Here is a 22,607-nt window from a genome sequence, read left to right on the forward strand (position 1 = left end):
CCCGTCCGGGCAAAATAGCCCGACCGGTAGGATCAGGGAGACCTTTTTGCATAGGACCGCTCCCTTCCGAAAGATTTCAGGCATGAAAATTCTCGTCACCGGCGGCGCCGGTTTTATCGGCTCGAACTTTGTCCGTCGCACGCTGCAGGACGCCTACCCCGGCCTCGAAGGCGCCGAGGTCGTCGTGCTCGACGCGCTGACCTACTCGGGCAACCTCGAGAATCTCGCCCCCATTGCGGACTCGCCGCGGTATTCCTTCGTCAAGGGCGACATCCGCGATTCTGAACTTCTCGACCAGCTGTTCCCGACCGTCGACGCCGTCGTGCACTTCGCCGCTGAGTCGCACGTCGACCGCTCGGTGCGCGACTCCGGCATCTTCGTCGAGACCAACGTGCTCGGCACGCAGCGACTGCTGGATGCTGCGCTCCGCTCGAACCTCCAGCGCTTCGTGCACGTCTCCACCGATGAGGTCTACGGCTCCATCGCCGAGGGATCGTGGGACGAGACCCGCCCGTTGGAGCCGAACTCGCCGTACTCCGCGTCGAAGGCCGGCAGCGACCTGCTCGCGCGCAGCTACTTCCGCACCCACGGCCTCAACGTGTCGATCACCCGCTGCTCGAACAACTACGGCCCGTACCACTTCCCCGAGAAAGTCATCCCGCTGTTCGTCACGAACCTCATCGACGACAAGCACGTGCCGCTCTACGGCGAGGGCAACAACATCCGTGACTGGCTGCATGTGGATGACCACACCCGCGGCATCGCGATGGTGCTCACGCGCGGCCGCGCCGGCGAGATCTACAACATCGGTGGCGGCACCGAACTCACCAACAAGGAGCTGACCGAGCTGCTGCTGCAGGCGACCGGCAAAGACTGGTCGTACGTCGACCGCGTGCAGGACCGCCTCGGCCACGACCTGCGTTACAGCGTGGACATCTCCAAGATCCAGGCCGAACTCGGCTACGAGCCGCAGGTGCCGTTCGAGCAGGGCCTCGCCGACGTCGTGCAGTGGTACCGCGAGAATCGTGCATGGTGGGAGCCGCTGAAGGAGCGCGCAGCGCTGTGACCCGCTACCTGATCGCCGGTGCACACGGCCAGCTGGGCCGCGACCTGCAACTCGCGCTTGCCGGACGACACGTCACCGCTCTCGGTCGCGCCGACCTCGACGTCACCGACCTGGAGTCCGTGCGTGCTGCGGTTGCCGGGCACGACGTGATGATCAATGCATCTGCCTACACGAAGGTCGACGCGGCCGAGACCGACGAGGATACGGCCTATGCCGTGAACGCTGTCGGCGTGCAGAATCTCGCGATCGCGGCATCGGAGACCGGCGCCAAGCTGGTGACCGTGTCGACCGACTACGTCTTCGACGGCTCGGCCACGACGCCGTACGCCGAGAACACCCCGCGCGGACCGATCTCGGCCTACGGCCGCACGAAGGGCGAAGGCGAGCGGCTCGCGCTGGAAGCGCACCCCGATGGCACCTACGTCGTGCGCACGGCCTGGCTTTACGGTGCCGGCGGCGCGAACTTCGCTAAGACCATGGTGAAGCTGGCTGCCACCCACGACACCGTCTCGGTCGTCGACGATCAGCGCGGACAGCCGACCTGGACCGGCGACCTCGCGGCCCAAATCGTCGCGCTGGTCGATTCGGATGCCCCAGCCGGCATCTATCACGGCACCAACAGTGGCGAGACGACCTGGTTCGACTTCGCCAAGGCGATCTACATCGAGGCCGGCCTGGACCCGGCGCGGGTGCTCCCGACGACCAGTGCCGACTTCGTGCGCCCGGCACCACGGCCGAGTTACTCCGTGCTCGGGCACGACGCCTGGGCCGCGGCCGGGCTTGCTCCGATGCGCGACTGGCGCGAAGCGCTGAGCGAGGCGGCCGCGAACGGCGCCATCACGCCGTAACGACAGCGCACCGTAAAGTTCGAGTCGTGACCAGCGCGCCGAGCCCGACCATCACTGAGAAACCGGCCATTGGCTGCGGTCGCGCGCGCTGGCGCGCCCCTGTGTTCGACGGTGGGACAGCCTCTACTTCGCCGACATCGCGAAGAGCGGTTACTTCTCTGTCGACTCGCACTCCACTTGGGTGGCGTTCTTTCCGGGCTACCCCGCGCGGGCGGGCGGGCTCGCCCGCCTGTTCTCGGGTGCGGCAAGCCCGCTGCGGACGTGCGTTTTCAGCTCGTAATCGACATCGTATTCGCGCTGCTCTGCTGCGCCGGACTGGTAGCGCTGCTGCTGAAGCGGCGCTGGGTGTACTGGGCGTTGCTGGCCTTCGGGCTTGTGCTGCTCGGCATCAACACCTGGTTGTTCACCCTGGGAGCGTGGGCCGACTAGCTGCGAAGGGCTTTGGACCCCGCGGGTAAACTCCCTGTGGGGGTTCGGACAACATCCGGCAATCACATTGGAGCACCATGACCACGACTCTGCGCGTGATCGTCGACCAGATCGTCGCCCCCATCCCGGGCGGTATCGGCCGATACACCGAGGAGTTGACCCGGCAGCTGATCGCCACTGCTCCACTCGGCTGCAACGTCGCCGGGGTGGTGTCCGCCTCCTCTGAGGCCGACTACGAGCTCATCCAGACACTCCTTCCCGGTCTCGCGGGACTGCACAAGACAACCCTCGCCCGCCGCGAACTCGAGCTCGCCTGGCAGCACGGCTTCACCCGGCTCCCGGGCTCTGGCATGCTGCACGCCACCGGCTTGTTCGCACCCCTGGCCCGTCACGACCGCGTCAACAACCAGGGCGAACAGGTCGTCGTCACGATCCACGACGTCGTTCCGTGGACCAATCCCGAGGCACTCACCTCGCGCCGGCTCGGCTGGTACAAAGCGATGGCCAAGCGCGCATACAAGTACGCGGATGCCGTGGTCGTCCCCACCCACGCGGTAGCAGCGGGGCTGAAAAATATCTTCGATTTCGGCGAACGGGTGCGGGTGATCGGCGGGGCCGTCAGTTCCAAGCTGCGACTCCCGGTCGACCCAGACGAGCGCGCAGCTCGCATGGAGCTGCCCGACCGCTATCTGCTCAGCGTGGGAACGCTGCAGACGCACAAGGGCGTCATCGAGCTCATCAACGCCCTGAAGCAGCCGGAGTTGGCGGACATCCCGCTGCTCGTGGCCGGACCGGAGGGGTGGCAGGGGCTCGATCTGGCCGCGGTGGCCGCCGAGGCCGGACTCGAAGAAGGCCGCGTACGGTCGCTGGGGTACCTGGCCGACGCCGACCTCGCCGTCGCGCTCGACCGCGCATCCGTTTTCGTGTACCCGAGCCTCGCCGAGGGTTTCGGACTCCCGATGGTGGAGGCATTCAGCCTCGGTACGCCCGTCGTGCACTCGGATGACCCGGCTCTGCTTGAGGTGTCGGCGGGCGCGGGCATCGCGGTCGCCCGCGCTGACCGGGCGACGTATCCTGAACGGCTCGCGGAAGCGATCGCCACCGTGCTGAACGACCCGGCCCTGGCCGAGCGGATGGGCTACGAGGGGCAGGACCGCGCCAAGACCTTCAGCTGGAAAGACTCCGCCGAGAAGGTCTGGCAGCTACACGCCGACCTCTAGCGGTTAAGGAGTTGGCGTCGCCGTCACCGGGGACGTCGCAACCTTCACCGCGGCGTGGATCTTGTCGTAGTTTGGGTTGCCGTTGTCGAACTGCGGCGGCACCAGCTCGAGCTGCGTCACCGGGAGTTTGCGACCCTTGCCGGCAAGGTCGATGAATCCGGGAATCGCCGCGGTAGGGACATCCGTCTTGATCACCTGGGCCCCCGCCGCCGCGATCTCCTGAAACTTTGTGACGACCACCGACGGCTGCACCTGCTGGATGATCGCCGTCTGCACCTGGCGCTGGCGCTCCATGCGATCGAAGTCACTGCCGTTATAGCGCGAGCGGCCGTACCAGAGCGCGAGGGCACCATCGAGGTGCTGTTTGCCGGCCTCGAAGTAGCCGTAGGGCTGCTTGGCCGTCACGGGCCCGTAGGCGAGCCGGGCCGGCACGTCGACCGTGACGCCGCCGACTGCATCGACCAGGTCGGCGAAGCCCTGCATGTCGATCAGGGCGAAGTACTGGATCGTGAGTCCCGTGACCCCGCCCGCGGCATCCATCATCGCCTGAATGCCCGGCGACGATCCCTGCTCGGTCGCCTTCGGGTACAGGGACGGATGTTCTTCGGCATACGTGTAGATGTAGTCGATCAGGCATTGATCACCGCAGTTGTAGCCGTCGGGGAAGGGCCCCCACAGAGGCGAACCCTTCGTGAACGTCGCCTTCTCCAGGTTGCGGGGGATGCCGATGATCGTCGTCGCGCCGGTTACGGCATCGACGCTGGCCACCGAGGTACTGTCGGGCCGGAGACCCGTGCGGTCGGGGCCGGCGTCGCCACCGAGCAGCAGGATGTTGTACCGGCCGTCGACCGGCGTCGCCATTGACGAGCCCCCGAATATCTGGGAGAGAGCCGATCGGGCGGCTCCGGTCGAGACGGCCGCATAGCCGGCGCTGCCCGCGGTGAGTACGAGCCCCGCAACGGTGACGAACGCGACCAGCACACCAGCCGCCGGCGCGAGCTTCACGAGCCGCACCATCCGGAGCGTGTCGAGGGTGAGGATCGTCCAGAGGATCGCGAATGCGGCGAACAAGACCTGCAGGGCGGTCAGCCCGATCACACTGGTGACGATCGAGTAGATCGCCGTGTGCGCGACCAGCCAGGTGACCAGGGCGACGAGGGCCAGGCCCCAGAGGAAGAACGTGGTCGAGACAGCAAACCGGCCGACCTTACGATTGCCGGCGAGCAACTGCGCCGACCCCGGGATGAGCAGGTTGAGCGCGACCAGCCACCAGGCTCGACGCGCCATCACCTCGGAGGGCGCCGCCCCGGGGAATCGAACGGAGGTGGTTGCGCTCACAAGCTCGCCTGTAACGCCGTGTTCTTCTGCTCCACCAGCGCCGCCAGCGACGCGGCGTACTCGAGCAGTCGCTCCGTGAGCTGGGGGTCGGATGCCGCGAGCATCCGCACCGCGAGAAGACCGGCGTTCTGCGCTCCCCCGATGCTCACCGTCGCCACGGGAATCCCGGCGGGCATCTGCACGATCGACAGCAGAGAATCGAGACCGTCGAGCTTGGCCAGCGGAACCGGCACGCCGATGACGGGAAGCGTGGTGACGGAGGCCACCATGCCGGGGAGGTGCGCCGCGCCACCGGCGCCGGCGATGATGACGCGAAGCCCGCGACCGGCCGCCTGCGTGCCGAACGCCATCATCTTGTCAGGGGTGCGGTGGGCGGAGACGACCTCCACCTCGAAATCGATGCCGAACTGGGTGAGCACGTCGGCGGCGGCCTTCATCACGTTCCAGTCGGAGTCTGATCCCATGATGACGGCGACGCGGGGCTCGGGCATGGCAATCAGCCTAGGTTCTGCTCCTGAAAGTAGGCCGCAGCGGCGCGCGCCAACACCACGGTTTCGGTGAGATCCGGGCCGTACGCGTTGACGTGACCGACCTTGCGCCCCGGGCGCGGGGTCTTGCCGTAGTTGTGCACCTTCACGGCCGGCTGATCGGCGAACGCGTGCGGGTAGCGATCCGCCAGCGAACCCTCGGCCGGCCCACCCAGGATATTGACCATGACCGCCCAGGTGTCGCGGGCATCCGTCGACCCCAGAGGCAGGTCGAGCACGGCACGCAGGTGCTGTTCGAACTGGCTGGTGACGGCGGCATCCTGGGTCCAGTGGCCGGTGTTGTGCGGACGCATCGCGAGCTCGTTAATGAGCAGGCGCTGGTCGGTGGTCTGGAACAGCTCCACCGCGAGAACGCCGGTGACGCCGAGTCCCTCGGCCACCGTCCGCGCGATCTGGGCCGCGACATCCGCCACGCGCCCCTCGGAGTCGGGAGCGGGGGCGATCACCTCGGCGCAGACGCCGTCACGCTGGATGCTCTCCACCACGGGCCAGGCGACGAGCTCGCCCGAATCGCGGCGGGCCACCAGTTGCGCGAGCTCGCGCTGGAACTCGACCAGCTCCTCCGCCAGCAGCGGCTCGCCGAGGGCCAGCCAGTCCTCGATCTCGGCGGCGCTCGACACCACGCGCACGCCCTTGCCGTCGTAACCACCTCGGGCGGTTTTCACCACCACCCGCCCGCCGTTGTCGGCGAGGAACGCGTCCAAGTCAGCCGCTTTTTCGATGCGTGCCCACTCCGGCATCGGCAGGCCGAACTCGGCCAGCTTCTCGCGCATCAGCAGCTTGTCTTGTGCGTACAGCAGCGCGTCGGGGGCCGGACGCACACGGATGCCGCGGCTCACCAGTTCGCGCAAAATCTCCTGCGGCACGTGCTCATGGTCGAAGGTCACCACGTCGACGGTCTCGGCGAAGGCCAGCACGTCGTCGAGGGAGGTGTGACTGCCGATGGACGTCACGGCCATCGCTGCTGACTCCCCTGCAGTCTCGGCCAGCACGCGCAGCTCGAGCCCGAGGTTCACCGCCGCGGGGATCATCATCCTGGCAAGCTGGCCGCCGCCGATCACTCCGACTGTTGGCATGGTTTCTCCCTGGTCAGTTCGCTGGCATTAGACGCAATTAGGATTGCTCCGACCCCTCAATCTTCGCTCATCGCACAAGGAACACATGCGCCGTCTGTTCGCCCAGCTCGTCCGCTTCGGACTCGTCGGCGGCGTCGGCTTTCTGATCGACGTCGGGGTGTTCAACCTCCTGCGCGCCACGGTCCTGTCACCGGATGACGTGTCGCACGGCCCGCTCTACGCGAAGATCGTCTCCACCCTGCTGGCCATCATCGTCAACTGGATCGGCAACCGCTACTGGACGTTCGGTGATCGCAAGCGCCCGAACGTGGCCCGCGAGGGTCTCGAATTCGCCCTCGTCAGCGGTGGCGGCCTGCTCATCGGCCTCGGCTGCCTGTGGGTGTCGCACTACGTGCTCGGCTACACCTCGGTGCTGGCCGACAACATCTCCAGCAATGTCATCGGCCTGGTGCTCGGCACCGCGTTCCGGTTCACCTTCTACCGCCTGTGGGTGTTCCGCGAGGAGAAGAACGACGAGCCGCGGCCGCTGACGCTGCACGAGAGCCACGTGCCGACGCCCATCCCGGCGGACGACTAGCGCGGACATCCGCTCTCCGGGGGGCCCCTCCCTCCCCCACCCCGGCTCGTCCGCTGTCTCCTCCCCTCACCCCGTCCGCCGCTCCCGGCCGTCCCTCACCCCTCCGTCGTTCCCGGCCGTCCCTCACCCCTCCGTCAACAGGATGAGATCGCCGAATCGTCCGCCAACAGGCCAGATTCGGGGATGTGGCCGGGCCTAGCCTGTTGACTGCAGCTTGCTCCGGTCTAACCGAGCCGGGCGGCCCCGGCGGAGGTGACTCTCGACGACCGAAACGCACCAGTCGAGGTCGGACATGATCTGTGAGTGGTGAAATCGGGCGCTCCCGTAGCTGCTGAGCGAGGCTTCCCCGTCACGACGCCGATCGGCGATCTGCTGCGGTTCACCGTCGTGAAACTGCCTGCTGTCGCATTCGACGATGAGCCAGTCATCGACAACGAGATCGACCTGCCCGACCCGCCTGATCGACACCTGACTTCGCACCCTCAGCCCGCGCCGTCGAAGCGCCACGCGCATCCGAGATTCCGTGCCAGACATCGCGAGTCCGTCGAGCTCGCGGCGGCCCGGTCGGGCGACCTCGCGCACGAGCGGGAGCACCTCGTCCACCTCCTGCCAGGTGAGGAAGCGCTGAAATAGCGCGCTGTCCATCGTCGCGATGAGTTGGTCTCGCCCCGCGACCAGGCCGTACTGCAGGATCGCGTCGCGCACTGACGCCCGCCACCGCACATCCGTCAGCTCGGGAAAGCGCTCGGGCAGCCAGACGCGACTCTCTCCCGGCTGCAGGGCGGGAAGCCGGCTCGCGGTCGGGGCGGTGGAGACGACGAGCGGCGGGGCATCGTCGACCCAGATGCCACGGTGTGCCAAAGCGGATGCGCCGCCGAGCTTGCCGCCCAAACGCACGGCTCTCAGCGCCAGCGGATCCACGCCAGCCGCCGCGACCCAGCCGCGGCGGGGAACCCGAAGGATCCCCGATTGGACGGCAGCGCTGACGCTCGAGCGAGAGTGACCGAGTGCGAGGAGATCGGCTCGGCGGGCCAGCATCCCGAACCGGGTGAGATCGAGCATGAGGTCGCGGCGCACGGAGCAATGGTGCGCACAACCGCCCGCGCGCACCGGTCTGCTGACGCAAGTTGGGGACGGATGCCCGACTCGCCTCCCTGGGGAGGAGGACGGATGCGCGGCACACCGCTCTCAGGCGGATGCAGGGCTCACCGCTCCCGACTCACCGCTCCCCGCTCCCCGCCGGCTGCAGTCAACAGGATGCGGCCCACAGAACTCCCGATCTGGTCCTGTTGGCGGACGATTAGGCGATCTGGTCCTGTTGGCGGACCGGAGGGTGCGGGGGGGGGGGGGGGAGTACCGGGCGGGGGGGGGGGGGTGGTCTCTACAGCGCCGCGAGGGCGGGAGGTCCCCGATGCCGGTGCGTGGACAGCACGACGAGCCGGGGAGGCAGCATGGCGTCGGCGGCGGGAACGGAGGCCGGGGGAGTCGAGACGCGCACCGGGCGCGCTAATGCCAGCAGCATCCGGAGCAAGGGGGATGCCAAGGCGAGAAGCTGCCAGAAGGCCCGTTCCCCGAAACGCAGGGCCAGCACCGTGATGACGGCGGCGACCGCGTGAGCGAACCACATCCAGCCGGGCATCGCCATGCCCGAGTCTGCTGCGGCGAGCGGCAGTGGGGAGAGCATCGGCTGTGCGCTCATGGTCAGCTGCGGGTTCATGTCCATGTGACCGCCGGAGATCGACATGGGGGCGGCGCCCAGCATCCCGAACACACCGTGGAAGAGGAATTGGCTCGCGCCGACCGCGATGGTGAGTCTGGGGGTCGACAGCGCGCGCCCGGAAAGGGCGATGCAGATCATTCCAGCGAAGGCGAGACAGAGCAGGATGCCGGGGAGGCCAGGTGAATCCCCGCCGGCGAGCAGATGCGAGCACAGAGCGACGAATACGGAGACGACCGCAGCGATCCACCCGCGGGCGAAGCGCGCCCACCGTGTGCTCATACTTCGCTGGTTGATCATGAGGGTTTCATTCTAAAGTGCCGTCTCGCGTGCGGCTCGCCGCGAAGCTTTACGCCTCGGTGCGCCCGGTGTCGCCCGCTCGGGTTAGGCTCATAGCCAGATACATCGTCGTACCGACTATTTCGCTGTAGGCAGTTCTCAACTGTCAGGCCCGGGAAGGCCGCTACTCGTACTCGGGCGATGGCCGTCAGGCATTGTGGATGGGCACCAGGAGGAAACCGCATGGCACGCATAGGCGAGAGCGCCGATCTCCTCAAGTGCTCGTTCTGCGGCAAGAGCCAGAAGCAGGTCCAGCAGTTGATCGCCGGGCCGGGCGTGTACATCTGTGACGAGTGCGTCGAGCTGTGCAACGAGATCATCGAGGAGCGTCTGGCCGAGGCCGGCGAAGAGACGACGAGCGAGTTCGATCTGCCGAAGCCGCGCGAGATCTACGACTTCCTCGAGGAGTATGTGATCGGCCAGGAGGCGGCGAAGAAGTCGCTCTCGGTCGCGGTCTACAACCACTACAAGCGCATCCGCGCTCGCAACACGCTCACCTCGGCCGACGCCGTGATCGACGACGTGGAGATCGCCAAGTCCAACATCCTGCTGATCGGTCCGACCGGATGCGGAAAGACCTACCTGGCGCAAACGCTCGCCAAGCGCCTCAACGTGCCTTTCGCCGTTGCGGATGCGACTGCGCTCACCGAGGCGGGCTATGTCGGTGAAGACGTCGAGAACATCCTGCTCAAGCTGATCCAGGCCGCTGACTACGACGTCAAGCGGGCCGAGACCGGCATCATCTACATCGACGAGATCGACAAGATCGCCCGCAAGGCCGAGAACCCGTCGATCACCCGCGACGTCTCCGGTGAGGGAGTGCAGCAGGCACTGCTCAAGATCCTCGAGGGCACGGTCGCCTCGGTTCCGCCGCAGGGTGGCCGCAAGCATCCGCACCAGGAGTTCATCCAGGTCGACACCACCAACGTGCTCTTCATCGTCGCCGGTGCTTTCGCCGGGCTGGAGGAGATCATCTCCCAGCGCGCGGGCAAGAAGGGCATCGGCTTCGGCGCCCCGCTGCACAGCAAGGGCGACGAGGTGAACCTGTTCGGTGAGGTTCTGCCCGAAGACCTGCACAAGTTCGGACTCATCCCCGAGTTCATCGGCCGTCTTCCCGTCGTCACGACCGTCACGCCGCTCGACCAGGTGGCGCTCATGGAGATCCTGACCAAGCCGAAGAACGCGCTGGTGCGTCAGTACCAGCGCATGTTCGAGCTCGACGGCGTCATCCTCGACTTCGAGCAGGATGCGCTCGAGGCCATCGCCGACCTCGCCGTGCTGCGCCAGACCGGTGCTCGTGGACTGCGGTCGATCATGGAAGAGGTGCTCGGGCCGATCATGTTCGACGTGCCATCGAGCGACGAGATCGCCCGGGTCATCGTGACGCGCGCTGCAGTGCTCGAGAACGCCGCGCCGACGATCGTGCCTCACAAGGCGATCCGCCAGGAAAAGTCGGCGTAACCAGTTCCTCTAGATTGGCCCGCGAGGTGCTGCGTCAGCGCGCCCTAGGCTGAGCGGATGCTGCAGCCCATCTCGGCCGGTTTCGTCGCTGCCGTCGCCGGCTTCGCGAGTTCTTTCGCTCTCGTCATCGCCGGGCTCCGTGCCGTCGGAGCGACCTCTGCAGAGGCGTCATCGGGGTTGCTTGCGCTGTGTCTCGCGGTTGCGGTCGTGGCGATCGTCGGGTCGCTCTGGCTGCGCATCCCGCTTGCCATCGCGTGGTCGACCCCGGGAGCGGCGGTTCTGTTGGCGGCTCGCGGCGAAGAGGTGCACTTCTCCGACGCGGTCGGCGCCTTTCTGATCAGCTCGGCTCTCATCGTGCTCTGCGGGCTGTGGCCGGCACTCGGCCGCGCGATCGTGCGCATTCCGCGCCCGCTCGCGAGTGCGATGCTCGCCGGGGTGCTGTTTCCGATCTGTCTCGCGCCGATCCAGGCCGTCGCTACTCTTCCGCTGCTGGCCGCTCCCGTCGTCATCGTCTGGCTCGTGCTTTTTAAACTCGCTCCGCGGTGGGCGGTGCCCGCGGCGATGGCGGTCGCCGTCGGTGCCGTGTTCGTCTCGGCCGGCAGCGGTTGGCTGAGCGGCGGAAACCTCAGCCCAGCGCTGGTCTTCGTGCAGCCCACCTTCGACCCGTTCACGATCCTCAGCATCGGTCTGCCGTTGTTCGTCGTCACCATGGCCGGCCAGAACGTGCCGGGGTTCACTGTGCTCTCGACCTTCGGCTATGCGGGCCCGCCGCGCTACGCCCTGGTGGCGACGGGACTGGGCTCCGGTGCAGCGAACCTGTTCGGGGCGCACGCGATAAACCTCGGCGCCATCACCGCCGCGATCATGTCTGGGCCGGAGTCGCATCCCGACCTGGCGAAACGCTGGGTGGCCACCCTCACCAACGGGATCCTCTACATCCCGCTCGGCCTGGCCGCGGGGGTGGCGGCGGCACTGGTGAGCGCGGCACCGACGGTGCTGATCACCGCGGTTGCGGGCCTCGCCGTGCTCGGCGCTCTCGTGACCAGCGTGGTGAACGCGATGGAAGACCCCGCCCATCGCATCAGTGCCATCGTCACGTTTCTGGTGGTGGCATCCAAAGTGGTCGTGCTGGGCGTCGGGTCCGCGTTCTGGGGCCTCGCGGTGGGTGCGATCGTCTACGCGTGGCTGGGTTGGCGCCGTCGCTCCGCGGCTTCGGCGACTAGCGAACTGCCCAAGAAGGCTGCCGGATAGGCGATCCCGGCAGCAATCTCGGGCAGTTCGACGCGCGGGCAGTTCGACGCGCGAGGCTGGCTCAGCCGTCCAGGCCGCGACGCTTCAACAGCGGCTCGATCACGGCGTCGCGCCCGCGGAAGTCGCGGTAGGCCTCCAGCGGATCCTTCGACCCGCCGACGCCGAGCAGGCGCTGGCGGAAGCGGTCGCCGTTCGCCCGGGTGAGCCCGCCGTTCTCCTTGAACCACTCGACAGTGTCGGCATCCAGAACCTCACTCCAGATGTAGGAGTAGTAGCCGGCGTCATAGCCGCCCGAGAACGTGTGGGCGAAATAGTTGCTCGAGTAGCGGGTGGGCACTGCAGGGTTGTCGAGTCCGGCGTCGGCGAGTGCTTCCGCCTCGAACTCCGCGACATCCCCGACGGTGTCGTCCGCGGTGATGCGGTGCCAGGCCTGGTCGAGCATGGCGGCGGCCAGATACTCGCTGGTCTGGAATCCCTCGTTGAAGGCGGATGATTCGGTGATCCGGTCGACGAAGTCCTGAGGCATCGGCTCGCCGGTCTGGTGGTGCTTGGCGTAGTTGCCCAGAACCTCGGGCCACAGCATCCACATCTCGTTCACCTGGCTCGGGAATTCGACGAAATCGCGGAAGACATTGGTTCCGGCGAACTTCGGATAGGTCACCCGCGCGAACAGGCCGTGCAGGGCGTGTCCGAACTCGTGGAACAGGGTGTTCACCTCGTCGTAGGTGAGCAGGGTCGGCTCGCTGGCTGCGGGCTTGGACACATTGAGGTTGTTGACGACAACGACCGGCTGGTCGAGCAGGGTGTTCTGCGAGACCAGCGGATTCATCCACGCGCCACCCCGCTTGGAGTCGCGGGTATACAGATCGAGCACGTACAGCCCCACCGGCGAACCATCCTCGTCGTGCACCTCGAAGACACGGGCGTCGGGGTGGTACGCGACGAGATCGGGGCGCTCGGTGAAGCTAACGCCGTAGACCTGGCCCGCGGCGAAGAACACGCCGTCGTGCAAAACGCGTTCGGCTTCGAAGTACGGGCGCATGGCCGCAGTGTCGACGTCGTACTTCGCCTGGCGCACCTTGCTCGTGTAGTACGCCCAGTCGGCGGCGGTGATCGGCGCGTCGGAGAGCTGCTGCAGGTCGGCCTGCTCGGCACGCGCGTTACGCGCGGCGATGGGGGCGAGCCGACCGAGCAGGTCGGCGACCGCGCGCGGGGTCTTGGCCGTCTCATCCGCTGTCACATATGCGGCGTGGTTTTCGAACCCCAGCAGTCGTGCCCGCTCCGCGCGCAGGCGGGTGATCTCGAGCACGAGCTGACGGTTGTCGTTGGCGTTGTCGCGTCCGCCGCGCGCACGGGATGCCGCCATGATGCGTTCGCGCACAGCGGGGTCGGTGAGGGCGTCGAGGTACGGATGTCCGGTCGGCAGCACGAGCGTGATCAGATACTTGCCGTCGAGACCACGCTCCTTCGCGGCCTCTGCCGCCGCGGAGATCTCCCCGGCACCGAGACCCTCGAGGTCGGCGACATCGTCGATGACCACGGCGAGGTCGTTGGTGTCGGTGAGGAGGTTCTTCTCGAATCGTGTGGTGAGGGTCGAGAGCTGCTGGTTATAGTCGCGCAGGGCGGCCTTCTGCTCATCGTCGAGCCCCGCCCCGGCGAGAGTGAACTCCGTGTAGTACCGCTCGACCAGGTAGCGCGACTCCGCATCGAGGTCGAGACTGCCCGAGTCAGACCCGGCGAGCTGGTCGTGGATGGTCTTGATGCGCCAGTAGAGCTGGGAGTCCAGCCGAATCGCGTCCGAGTGCGCGGACAGCAGGGGAGCGATCTCCTCTTCGAGCGCATTGGTGAAGTCGTTGCTGTCGGACGAACTCTTGTTGAAGAACACCGTGGCCACCCGCTCGAGGGTCTGACCCGACTTCTCGAGCGGGATCAGCGTGTTCTCGAACGTCGGCATGTCCCGGCGACGGGTGATGTTCGCTACCTCCGCGAGTTGCTCGGCAAAGCCGGCGTCGAACGCGGGTCGGTAGTCATCGTCGGTGATGTCTGCGAACGGGGGCAGCTGGTAGGGGAGCGTGCTGGGAACGAGGAAGGGATTCTGATCAGCCATCCCCACAGCCTATGGCTCGGCCCTATGGTCGAGAATGGCGCTGCGAGTGCGGCGCTCCGAGCCAGACCCATCGAGCCAGACCCATCGAGCCACAGCACTGTGGACGACGTACGGAGAGGGCATGCCATGATCAATCGGGCCAGCATCGACCGCGCCAGCATCAATCGGGCCACGCTGGCCCGCCTGCACGAGCGAGAGCTCGCCGAGTTCGCCCGCCGCAATCCGCGGTCGGCGGAGGCATACGCGGCCGCGGACCATCTGTTCGGGCGCGTCCCGATGACGTGGATGAACAAGAAGGCGGGTGGCTTCCCGCTCTATTTCGAGTCAGCCAGGGGCAGTCGTATCTCCGACATCGACGGCCATGAGTACCTCGACTTCGCGCTCGGGGATACCGGGGCGATGGCCGGCCACTCGCCGCAGGCGGTTCTGGATGCCGTCAGCCGCCGCATCGACACGGTCGGCGGCATCACGACCATGATGCCGACCGTCGACGCCGAATGGGTGGGGGCGGAACTCAGCCGCCGTTTCGGCATGGACGTCTGGAGTTTCTCGCTCACCGCGACCGACGCGAACCGCTGGGCGATCCGGCTGGTGCGGGCGCTGACCGGCCGATCGAAGATCCTGTTCCACAGTTACAGCTATCACGGCAGCGTCGACGAGTCGCTCATCGTGGTCGGCCCAGACGGCGAGGGCATGAGCCGCCCCGGCAATGTCGGGTCGCCGGTGGATGTCACGCTCACCAGCCGGGTCGCCGAGATCAACGATCTGCCCGGTCTCGAACGCCAGCTCAAGCACGGCGACGTCGCCGCCGTTCTCATCGAGCCCGCTCTCACCAATATCGGCATCGTGCTGCCCGAGCCCGGCTATCACGCCGCGGTGCGGGAGCTGACCCGGCGCTACGGTGCCCTGCTCATCATCGACGAGACCCACACCTTCTCGGCGGGCTCCGGCGGCGCAACACGAGCCTGGGGGTTGGAGCCCGACATCGTGGTGATCGGCAAGGCGATCGCCGACGGCGTGCCGAGCGGTGCGTATGGACTCTCCCAGGAGCTTGCCGAGCGCGCACTCGCCCGAGACGACCTCGACCTCATCGACATGGGCGGGGTGGGAGGCACCCTCGCCGGTAGCCCGCTATCGATCGCGGCGATGCGTGCGACGCTGCAGCACGTCCTCACCGACGACGCCTTCGAGGGGATGATCGCGCGGGCCACGACGTTCGCCGCCGGCATCGAGGCGGTCATCGTCGAGCACGACCTGCCGTGGGCGGTCGCACAGCTCGGTGCGCGGGTGGAGTACCGGTTCGCCCGGCCGTACCCGACGACCGGCACGGCATCGGCCGAGAGCGCGGATGCCGACCTCGAGGACTATCTGCACCTCGCCTTGGCCAACCGCGGCATCCTGCTCACGCCCTTCCACAACATGGCGCTGATGGCGCCGACGACGACGGATGACGACGTGGCCCGCCACCTCGCTGTCTTCGCCGAGATCGTGGGCGAGCTCGTCGCCTGAACCTCCCAGCCTCGTGAGTTACACGTTCGAGTGGTTTTGAGCGCGGAATAACGACTCGAACATGCAACTCAGGGGAGGTTGGAGGCGTTGCGGGGGCGATGCAAAAACATTGCAAAGAATTGCTTCCAAAGGAGTCTTTGCAATGTTGGCTTTGCACCATGAAACGGCTGGGGGAGTCCAGCGGGGCAACCAGCTATCACCTGCGCCAGCTCGAACGGCATGGCTTCGTCCGCGAGGTGGAGGGTCGTGCGTTCGGCCGCAGACTCGCCTGCAGCTCGGTCCGCCGCCCGTCTCGTCATGCGCAACTGGGAGCAGAATCGTGCGCAACTGCTCACCGACTTCAGCGAGCAGGGCATCGAAGTGCTCGGCTCGGAGTGGACGGATGTCGCGGAGCTCTCGACCATCAATCTCCGGCTCACCCCGGCGCAACTCGGCAGCATCACCGACGCATTTCAGACCTTCATGAACGACCACATCGAAAGCCTGCGCGGTCGCAACGATCCGGGTTCACGACCGGTGCAGATCCACTTCAATGCCTTCCCCGTCATCGACGGTGACATCACTCCAGGAGGCGACATCACTCCAGGAGAGGTCGCGCAACCGTGATGGAGACCGCCAAAAGCACCCCGTCCGGCCGCGCCGAAATGTCGGTGGTGGGCCGTAATTTCATACCAAGCACCACCAATCAGATAGAGGTGATCCAGATGTCAACCACCGCCGCCGTTGCCAGCGACACTGTCCCTCGCGCCGTTTCACTGTCGGAAGCCGACGTGCGCGCCATACTCCTCGAGCAGAACGAGCGTCGCCGGGTTTCCGGTTTCGACCGCGTCGTGATGCGGGTCAGTCTGGTTGCACTTCTCTGGGCGCGCCATCACACCGAGCCTGTGTCACTGCCGCACGAGGAGCAGCTGCGACTCGTGCTCAACGACCGTGCTCGCGAAGCACGCCTGCACGAGCACTCGCTGGTCGCGCTGCTTCTGCGGCTGCCCTAAACAGGCGTCAGTCGCGGGCGGCGGTCGCTTCGCCATCGGGGCCGAGACGGATGACGGTGCCGTCGTCCAACTCGACGATGGGCCTGCCTTCCAGCCAGGTCAGCGTCCAGCGCCAGTTCGTGGTGTCGAGGTCGGCGACCTCCGCCTCCACCTCGCGGATCGCCGCGACCACGGTGTCCGGCAGGCGAGCGGGGGTCTCCCCGCCGACCGGCCAGCGGGTTCCGAGCTGCATCAGTCGGCCTGCTCTTCCAGCACGACCGCGGTGACGGCGACCTCGTCGCCTTCGGTGAAGGTCAGTTCCTGAATGCGTCCGACCGCCTTGAGGTCCTCGGCCGCGGCAGCGAGCAGCGCCGGACCCGCGATTGTCGCGCTCGTCGCGATCGTCTTCTGCGATGCCTTCGCGTCGGTCTTCGCACGACGGATGCCGATCAGAGCCTGACTGACTAGAACTCGCAGTCCCGTGGGCTCCACAGTCCCGCCCGCGATACCGGCGAGTTCCGCCTCGGTCGGCCATGCAGACGTGTGGATGCTGCCCTCATGGGTCCAGCTCCAGACCTCTTCGGTGGCGAACGGCAGGTACGGCGCGAGCAGACGCAGGAACACGTCGACGGCACCGCGCAGGGTGAGCACGGCCGAGGCCTGCTCGTCCGCGCTGGCGGCTCCATAGGCGCGCTCCTTGACCACCTCGAGGTAGTCGTCGCAGAAGATCCAGAACTGGTGCTCGATCACCTCGAGTGCCTTGGCGTGGTCGAGGTCGTCGAAGGCCGCCGTGGCGGTGCGCACTACGGCCGCGAGCTCGGCAAGCAGGTCGAGGTCGAGCGGGTTCGTGATCGTCGCGTCCGTGGAGGCGGGCTCGGGGAACGAGTACACGAACTTGGCCGCGTTGAGCACCTTGATCGCGAGCCGCCGGCCGATCTTCATCTGCTTCGGGTTCTGAGGATCGAAGGCCGCGTCGGTTCCCAGGCGACTCGACGCTGCCCAGTAGCGCACCGCATCCGCCCCATGCTCGTCGAGAACGGCCGCGGGGGTGACCACGTTGCCCTTCGACTTCGACATCTTCTTGCGGTCGGGGTCGACGATGAAGCCAGAAATACCGGCGTTCTTCCACGGGATGGTGCCGTGCTCGAGCTCTGCGCGCAGCACTGTGGAGAACAGCCAGGTGCGAATGATGTCCTGCCCCTGGCTGCGCAGCGAGTACGGGAAGACCAGGTCGAACAGCTCGGGGTCGCGCTCCCAACCGCCGGCGATCTGCGGGGTGAGTGAGGATGTCGCCCAGGTGTCCATGATGTCGACCTCGCCGATGAAGCCGCCGGGCACGCCGCGCTGGTTCTCGTCGTAGCCGGGAGCGGTGGCGGATGACGGGTCGACCGGGAGCAGATCCTCGCTCGGCACGATCACGCCGGCCTTCTCGCCGTCCGCATCGAGTTCGTACCAGACCGGGATCGGCACCCCGAAGAAGCGCTGGCGCGAGATCAACCAGTCGCCGGTGAGCCCGCCGACCCAGTTGTCGTAGCGCACCCGCATAAAGTCGGGGGCGAAGGTGATCTCGGTGCCTCGATTCAGCATGGTGTCGCGCAGCGCGAGATCGCGGGCACCGTTAGAGATGTACCACTGGCGGGTGGAGACGATCTCGAGCGGCTTGTCGCCTTTCTCGAAGAACTTCACCTGGTGGGTGATCTTGCGCGGTTCGCCAACCATCTCGCCGCTGGCCTGCAGCAGTTCCACGATCTTCGCCTTGGCACTGAACACCGTCTTGCCCGCCAGCTCCGCGTAGGCTGCGCGCGCGGCATCCGTCACGATCACGTCGGGGGCGTCGGCGATGAGGCGCCCGTCGCGGCCGATGATGGTGCGGTTCGGCAGGCTCAACTCGCGCCACCAGGTGACGTCGGTGATGTCACCGAAGGTCGCGATCATCGCGATGCCAGAGCCCTTGTCTTTCTGGGCAAGGTGGTGTGCGAGAACCGGGATCTCGACGTCGAACAGGGGAGTGCGCACGGTGGTGCCGAACAGCGACTGGTAGCGCTCATCGTCGGGGTGCGCGACCAGGGCGACCGCGGCCGGGATCAACTCGGGGCGGGTGGTCTCGATGAAGATGTCGTCGCTCGGGCCATGGAAGGCGACGCGGTGGTAGGCGGCGGGCTGCTCCTTGTCTTCGAGCTCGGCCTGGGCGACGGCGGTGCGGAAGGTGACATCCCACAGGGTCGGGGCGTCGGCCTGGTAGGCCTCGCCGCGGGCGAGGTTGCGCAGGAAGGCGCGCTGGGCCGCGGTCTGCGCCTCGTTGCCGATCGTGCGGTAGCTGAGGTCGTAGTCGACGCTCAGACCCAGCTGACGGAAGACATCCTCGAACTGCTTCTCGTCTTCGACGGTGAGGCGCTCGCACAGCTCGGTGAAGTTGCGTCGCGAAATCGGCAGCTGGTCGGCGGCTTTGCTGCTCGAACTGGACCCATCAGCATTGGCACCACCCTGCAGCGGGGGAGCGAAGTCGGGGTCGTACGGAAGCGAGGGGTCGCAGCGCACACCGTAGTAGTTCTGAACGCGCCGCTCGGTGGGCAGACCGTTGTCGTCCCAGCCCATCGGGTAGAAGATGCTCTTGCCCTGCATGCGGTTGTAGCGAGCGAGCAGGTCCATGTGCGTGTAACTGAACACGTGGCCGATGTGCAGGCTGCCGGAGGCGGTGGGCGGCGGGGTGTCGATCGAGTAGACGTTCTCGCGCGTTGCGCTGTCACGATCGAACCGGTAGGTGCCGTCGGAGGCCCAGTGTGCTCCCCATCTGGCTTCGAGCCCCTCGAGGGCGGGCTTGTCTGGGATGGCGGCGGCCATGATTACTCCGGTTCGATATGTGCGGCACCGAGTCGATGGTGAGGTGCCTGAGTGTGACGGGACTGCAGCCATTCTACCGCCGTGCCGTTAGCGCGTTATCGTCACCGTGCGGTTGGTGATGAGTCCTGCCGCGTTCTCCAGCGTCACCGTGTACACCTGGCTCGGCTGAGAGCAGTCGTAGGTCAGGTCGGTGTACGTGTCGGTCGGCGGCAGGTCGCTCGCGTACGGGTCCTGTTTGGCGTTGGTGGTGCCGACGCCGATGTACGCGGTCTTCGCGTCGGTGCTTCCCCAGGTGAAGGTGAGGGCGACGTCGCCGCTGTCTGACGAGCATCCCGCGCTGCTCTGAGCGCTGAAGGTCGCGAACGTCGGGTTGGTCGGGGCGGGCGGAGCCGTCTGGGTGGGGCTCGGCGTCGGGCTCGGTGTCGGCGTGGCTGAGGGCGTCGTCGACGGGGTGGGTGATGGCGTGTCGGATGTGGTCACTGAGGGGGAGGGCGATGCGGCGGTCCCTCCGCCGATGGTGCGGGTCAGCAGGAGCAGCACCAACACCAGGACGGCCACCAGGAGCACGGCACCGACGACGATCAGGATGATGAGGGTGCGCTTCGACTGCGGAGGTTCGGTCGGTGGGGTGCGGCGCCCCATCGCCTCGGTCGCCGGCACTGACTGGGTCGCCTGCGGTCCGGCGGGAAACAGGGGATCGAACGCTCCCGCTCCCGGGTAGGCTTCGGGCGGCTGCTGGTCGAACCGGCGGGTGGCCTGGTCGTCTGCGGGGCTGCGCGTGGCGGCCGGCCAGCCCCCGAAGGGCTGGTCGTAGCGCTGGGTCGCGGGTTCGTCGACGGGCGCTGTGGTGCCCGGAAAGGCGAAGAGCTCGGTCGCGGGGCCGTCGTCGGTGACGGATGACTCGGTGACGGATGACTCGGTGCCGGACCGCTCGTCTGGGATCTCGTTGGCGGTGGAGGCGTCCTCGTCGCTGAGCCCGGCATCCCGAGGTTCGCCCTCCGGTTCGCGCTGCGATGGAGGCGTAAACAGCTGCGTCATCGGGCCAGGGACGGCAGGCTCGGCTGTGGCTGTGGCTGTGGCTGTGGCTGTGGCCGAGTCGGTGTCGGCCGGGTCGCTGGTGGCCTCCTCGGCGAGGTCGCCGTCGGCGTCGGCGTCGTCGTCGTCGGGGTCGCTGAAATCGAAGATGTCGGTGCCGACCCCGCCGTCCGCCTGGTCATCTGCTCCCGGGTCGACGTCCACCTGCTCGCCCGGTAGCTGCTCCGCGACCGGCAGCTGCGTGGTGGGCTGCTCGCCGGTCGACGCGTGTCCCGCCTCCTGCTCGTTCGGGTTTTGGCTGTTGTTGCTGGCTGCAGCCGCGGCTGCTGCTTCCTCTGCTGCGCGCCGCTCCCGCCGCGTGGGGAGGTCGCCGGACTCGCCGGGGGTGAAGCTTTCGGTGGGGGTGTCGTCGCTCATGGGCTCTCCCGGATCGCGTGGCATCGGGGCGCCCCACTACGCGAACGTGCTGTGATCGAGCAGGGGTGCCGCTCGCAATCCTATTCGCGGGCGGCTCTGCGGGTTACTCCGTGCCTGATCAGCCGGGCAGTGTGGTCATCCGTCCGACCAGCAGCGTGCCCGACCTGCAGCCTGCCCGACCAGCAGCCGACATTCCCTGCAGCCACCATCCCCTGCAGCCAACAGGATGGCGGTCTTGATATTGCCGAATCTGTCCTGTTGAGCGACTAAAACGCCCATTTCATCCTGTTGGCGGAGGGGGATGGGGGAAGCGAAGGGACGGGAACGCCGCGGGGGCTGCTGCTGGCGCTAGCGTCGCAGATCGGGCACCGCTGCGAGAAGGGCCTGGGTGTATGGATGCTGCGGGGCGGCGAACACCGTCTCGGTCGCGCCGCGCTCCACCACACTGCCGTTTTTCATCACGAGCAGCTCATCACTCACCTGCCGTACCACGCCCAGATCGTGGGTGATGAATAGATAGCTCAGCCCCAGGTCACGCTGCAAGCGGTCGAGCAGCGCGAGTACCTGCGCCTGCACCGAGACATCGAGGTTCGACACTGGTTCGTCGCAGACGATCACATCGGGTCTGGCGGCGATCGCGCGGGCGATGGCGACCCGCTGCTGCTGGCCACCCGACAAGACCCGCGGATGCCGCGGCAGCACGCTCGCGTCCAACCCGACCTGCTCCACCAGGGTGACGAGCTCGGCGGTCGTCGGTCGCCCACCGAGCGCATCGGCGAGGATCTGCCGCACCGTCAGCCGCGGATCGAACGAGCTCAGCGCATCCTGGTAGATCGCGCCGATGCGCGCTCGCCGGGAGGTGCGCTCGCGCTCGGGCACCGCGGTCCACGGCTGGCCGAACAGCTCGACGGCTCCCGCGTCCGGGCGTTCAAGCGCCAGGGTGAGCCGCGCGAGGGTCGTCTTTCCCGAGCCGGATTCGCCGACCACGCCGAGCGTGCGACCTCGGCGCAATCCGAATGACACGGCATCGACCGCAACCAGAGACCCGAATCGCTTGGTCAGCTTCGTTGCCGTTACGACCGGCTCACCGGCCGGCATCCCGTCGTGTGCCCGCCCGCCCGGCACCGCCGCGACCAATTGCTGCGTGTACGGATGCCGCGGCTCCCGCAGCACCTGCTGCGTGCTCCCCGACTCGACCACGACCCCCTCGCGCATCACGACGACGTGGGATGCCAGCCGCGACACCACCGACAGGTCGTGGCTGATCAGCAGGATCGCGGTGCCGGCGTCTCGAAGCCCTCCCAGCAGGTCGAGGATGCCGGCCGTGACGGTGGCATCGAGCGCGGTGGTGGGCTCATCGGCGATCAGCAGGCGAGGGCCCGCGGCGATCGCTGAGGCGATGATCGCGCGCTGTCGCAGGCCGCCGGAGAGCTCGTCAGGTCGCTGGTTCGCGCGGAATGCGGGCATCCCGACCGAGTCCAATAGGTCGTTGACGCGATCCTGTCGCTGGCGCGCGGTCGAATTCGTGTGAATGCGAAGCGCGTCGGCGATCTCACGACCGACCGTGCGCAGGGGATCCAGCGCGACGAGGGCGCCCTGCGAGACGAAGCCGATGTCCCGCCCGCGGAGAGTACGCAGGCTGCGCGGGGAGGCGTCGGTCACCTCGACGCCATCGAACCGGATCGACCCCGACACGCGAGCGCCGCGGCCGGCCAGCCCGAGGAGAGTGCGTGCGGTGACGCTCTTTCCCGATCCGGATTCGCCGACGATGGCGACGCATGCCCCGGCGGGAATGTCGAACGAGACATCCCGTACCGCAGCGAGCGATCCGAAGCTCACTGAGAGATTTTTCACCGA

19 protein-coding genes and 1 pseudogene are annotated in these 22,607 nt (G+C 67.2%); 10 read left to right on the forward strand and 10 right to left on the reverse strand.

From position 1 onward, the window contains the following. Nucleotides 1-82 precede the first annotated feature (82 nt). From rfbB to IV501_RS02425, 4 genes are all read left to right on the forward strand, one after another. A complete protein-coding gene (gene rfbB / locus IV501_RS02410; protein ID WP_200554807.1) occupies nt 83-1,066 on the forward strand; it encodes a dTDP-glucose 4,6-dehydratase in 984 nt (327 codons plus the stop codon). Beyond that, nucleotides 1,063-1,914 carry a dTDP-4-dehydrorhamnose reductase gene (rfbD, locus tag IV501_RS02415; protein WP_200554808.1) on the forward strand — a complete coding sequence of 284 codons (852 nt, stop codon included), beginning with the start codon at nt 1,063-1,065 and terminating at the stop codon, nt 1,912-1,914. Before rfbB ends, rfbD begins: the two co-directional genes overlap by 4 nt. 261 nt (nt 1,915-2,175) lie before the next feature. Next, nucleotides 2,176-2,343 (forward strand): hypothetical protein, encoded by a 168-nt coding sequence (locus tag IV501_RS02420; RefSeq protein ID WP_200554809.1) that lies wholly within the window; start codon nt 2,176-2,178, stop codon nt 2,341-2,343. Between the two features lie 77 nt (nt 2,344-2,420). Then, on the forward strand, nt 2,421-3,563 hold the full coding sequence (locus IV501_RS02425) for a glycosyltransferase family 4 protein (protein ID WP_200554810.1): 1,143 nt from the start codon (nt 2,421-2,423) through the stop codon (nt 3,561-3,563). Nucleotides 3,564-3,566: 3 nt separating this feature from the next. Here the strand turns inward: IV501_RS02425 and IV501_RS02430 are convergent, their stop codons facing one another. From IV501_RS02430 to IV501_RS02440, 3 genes and pseudogenes are all read right to left on the reverse strand, one after another. Beyond that, nucleotides 3,567-4,901, reverse strand: coding sequence for an LCP family protein (locus IV501_RS02430; RefSeq protein ID WP_307812138.1), 1,335 nt, complete (start codon nt 4,899-4,901; stop codon nt 3,567-3,569). Next, entirely contained in the window at nt 4,898-5,392 is a 495-nt protein-coding gene (gene purE, locus IV501_RS02435) for a 5-(carboxyamino)imidazole ribonucleotide mutase (RefSeq protein ID WP_200554811.1), read from the reverse strand. Before purE ends, IV501_RS02430 begins: the two co-directional genes overlap by 4 nt. A 5-nt stretch (nt 5,393-5,397) precedes the next feature. Beyond that, nucleotides 5,398-6,537, reverse strand: a pseudogene (locus IV501_RS02440) (5-(carboxyamino)imidazole ribonucleotide synthase); the annotation flags it as partial. Between the two features lie 73 nt (nt 6,538-6,610). Here IV501_RS02440 and IV501_RS02445 point away from each other — a divergent pair. Continuing rightward, nucleotides 6,611-7,102 carry a GtrA family protein gene (locus IV501_RS02445; protein WP_200554813.1) on the forward strand — a complete coding sequence of 164 codons (492 nt, stop codon included), beginning with the start codon at nt 6,611-6,613 and terminating at the stop codon, nt 7,100-7,102. Nucleotides 7,103-7,297: 195 nt separating this feature from the next. Here IV501_RS02445 and IV501_RS02450 read toward each other — a convergent pair whose 3' ends face one another. Both IV501_RS02450 and IV501_RS02455 read right to left on the reverse strand, forming a co-directional pair. Further along, nucleotides 7,298-8,179 (reverse strand): endonuclease domain-containing protein, encoded by an 882-nt coding sequence (locus IV501_RS02450; RefSeq protein ID WP_200554814.1) that lies wholly within the window; start codon nt 8,177-8,179, stop codon nt 7,298-7,300. Nucleotides 8,180-8,483: 304 nt separating this feature from the next. Continuing rightward, nucleotides 8,484-9,101 (reverse strand): hypothetical protein, encoded by a 618-nt coding sequence (locus tag IV501_RS02455; RefSeq protein ID WP_200554815.1) that lies wholly within the window; start codon nt 9,099-9,101, stop codon nt 8,484-8,486. Nucleotides 9,102-9,341: 240 nt separating this feature from the next. On the opposite strand from IV501_RS02455, the gene clpX reads away from it, so the two are divergent. Continuing rightward, entirely contained in the window at nt 9,342-10,619 is a 1,278-nt protein-coding gene (clpX, locus tag IV501_RS02460; protein WP_200554816.1) for an ATP-dependent Clp protease ATP-binding subunit ClpX, read from the forward strand. Between the two features lie 57 nt (nt 10,620-10,676). Next, nucleotides 10,677-11,870, forward strand: coding sequence for a benzoate/H(+) symporter BenE family transporter (locus IV501_RS02465; RefSeq protein WP_200554817.1), 1,194 nt, complete (start codon nt 10,677-10,679; stop codon nt 11,868-11,870). A gap of 61 nt (nt 11,871-11,931) precedes the next feature. On the opposite strand, the gene IV501_RS02470 is transcribed toward IV501_RS02465, so the two are convergent. Further along, nucleotides 11,932-13,977, reverse strand: a complete 2,046-nt coding sequence (locus IV501_RS02470) for a M3 family metallopeptidase (protein ID WP_200554818.1) — start codon at nt 13,975-13,977, stop codon at nt 11,932-11,934. A 126-nt stretch (nt 13,978-14,103) separates the two neighbouring features. Here IV501_RS02470 and IV501_RS02475 point away from each other — a divergent pair, with 126 nt between their 5' ends. The 3 genes from IV501_RS02475 to IV501_RS02485 all read left to right on the forward strand — a co-directional run bounded on the left by IV501_RS02475 (nt 14,104) and on the right by IV501_RS02485 (nt 16,478). Next, complete coding sequence (locus IV501_RS02475; RefSeq protein WP_200554819.1) at nt 14,104-15,486, forward strand: transaminase; 1,383 nt, start codon at nt 14,104-14,106, stop codon at nt 15,484-15,486. Between the two features lie 246 nt (nt 15,487-15,732). Beyond that, nucleotides 15,733-16,092: a hypothetical protein gene (locus IV501_RS02480; protein ID WP_200554820.1), complete on the forward strand. Its 360-nt coding sequence runs from the start codon at nt 15,733-15,735 to the stop codon at nt 16,090-16,092. Between the two features lie 98 nt (nt 16,093-16,190). Continuing rightward, nucleotides 16,191-16,478: a hypothetical protein gene (locus IV501_RS02485; protein WP_200554821.1), complete on the forward strand. Its 288-nt coding sequence runs from the start codon at nt 16,191-16,193 to the stop codon at nt 16,476-16,478. 7 nt (nt 16,479-16,485) lie between these two features. On the opposite strand, the gene IV501_RS02490 is transcribed toward IV501_RS02485, so the two are convergent. From IV501_RS02490 to IV501_RS02505, 4 genes are all read right to left on the reverse strand, one after another. After that, nucleotides 16,486-16,710 (reverse strand): hypothetical protein, encoded by a 225-nt coding sequence (locus IV501_RS02490; RefSeq protein WP_200554822.1) that lies wholly within the window; start codon nt 16,708-16,710, stop codon nt 16,486-16,488. After that, nucleotides 16,710-19,298 carry a valine--tRNA ligase gene (gene valS, locus IV501_RS02495; RefSeq protein WP_200554823.1) on the reverse strand — a complete coding sequence of 863 codons (2,589 nt, stop codon included), beginning with the start codon at nt 19,296-19,298 and terminating at the stop codon, nt 16,710-16,712. The genes IV501_RS02490 and valS overlap by 1 nt, the downstream gene beginning before the upstream one ends. Before the next feature lie 87 nt (nt 19,299-19,385). Then, complete coding sequence (locus IV501_RS02500) at nt 19,386-20,750, reverse strand: hypothetical protein (RefSeq protein WP_200554824.1); 1,365 nt, start codon at nt 20,748-20,750, stop codon at nt 19,386-19,388. A gap of 348 nt (nt 20,751-21,098) precedes the next feature. Next, complete coding sequence (locus IV501_RS02505) at nt 21,099-22,589, reverse strand: dipeptide ABC transporter ATP-binding protein (RefSeq protein WP_307812139.1); 1,491 nt, start codon at nt 22,587-22,589, stop codon at nt 21,099-21,101. Nucleotides 22,590-22,607 lie beyond the last annotated feature (18 nt).

This window comes from Lacisediminihabitans changchengi (genome assembly GCF_016634425.1).
Lineage (GTDB): Bacteria > Actinomycetota > Actinomycetes > Actinomycetales > Microbacteriaceae > Lacisediminihabitans > Lacisediminihabitans changchengi.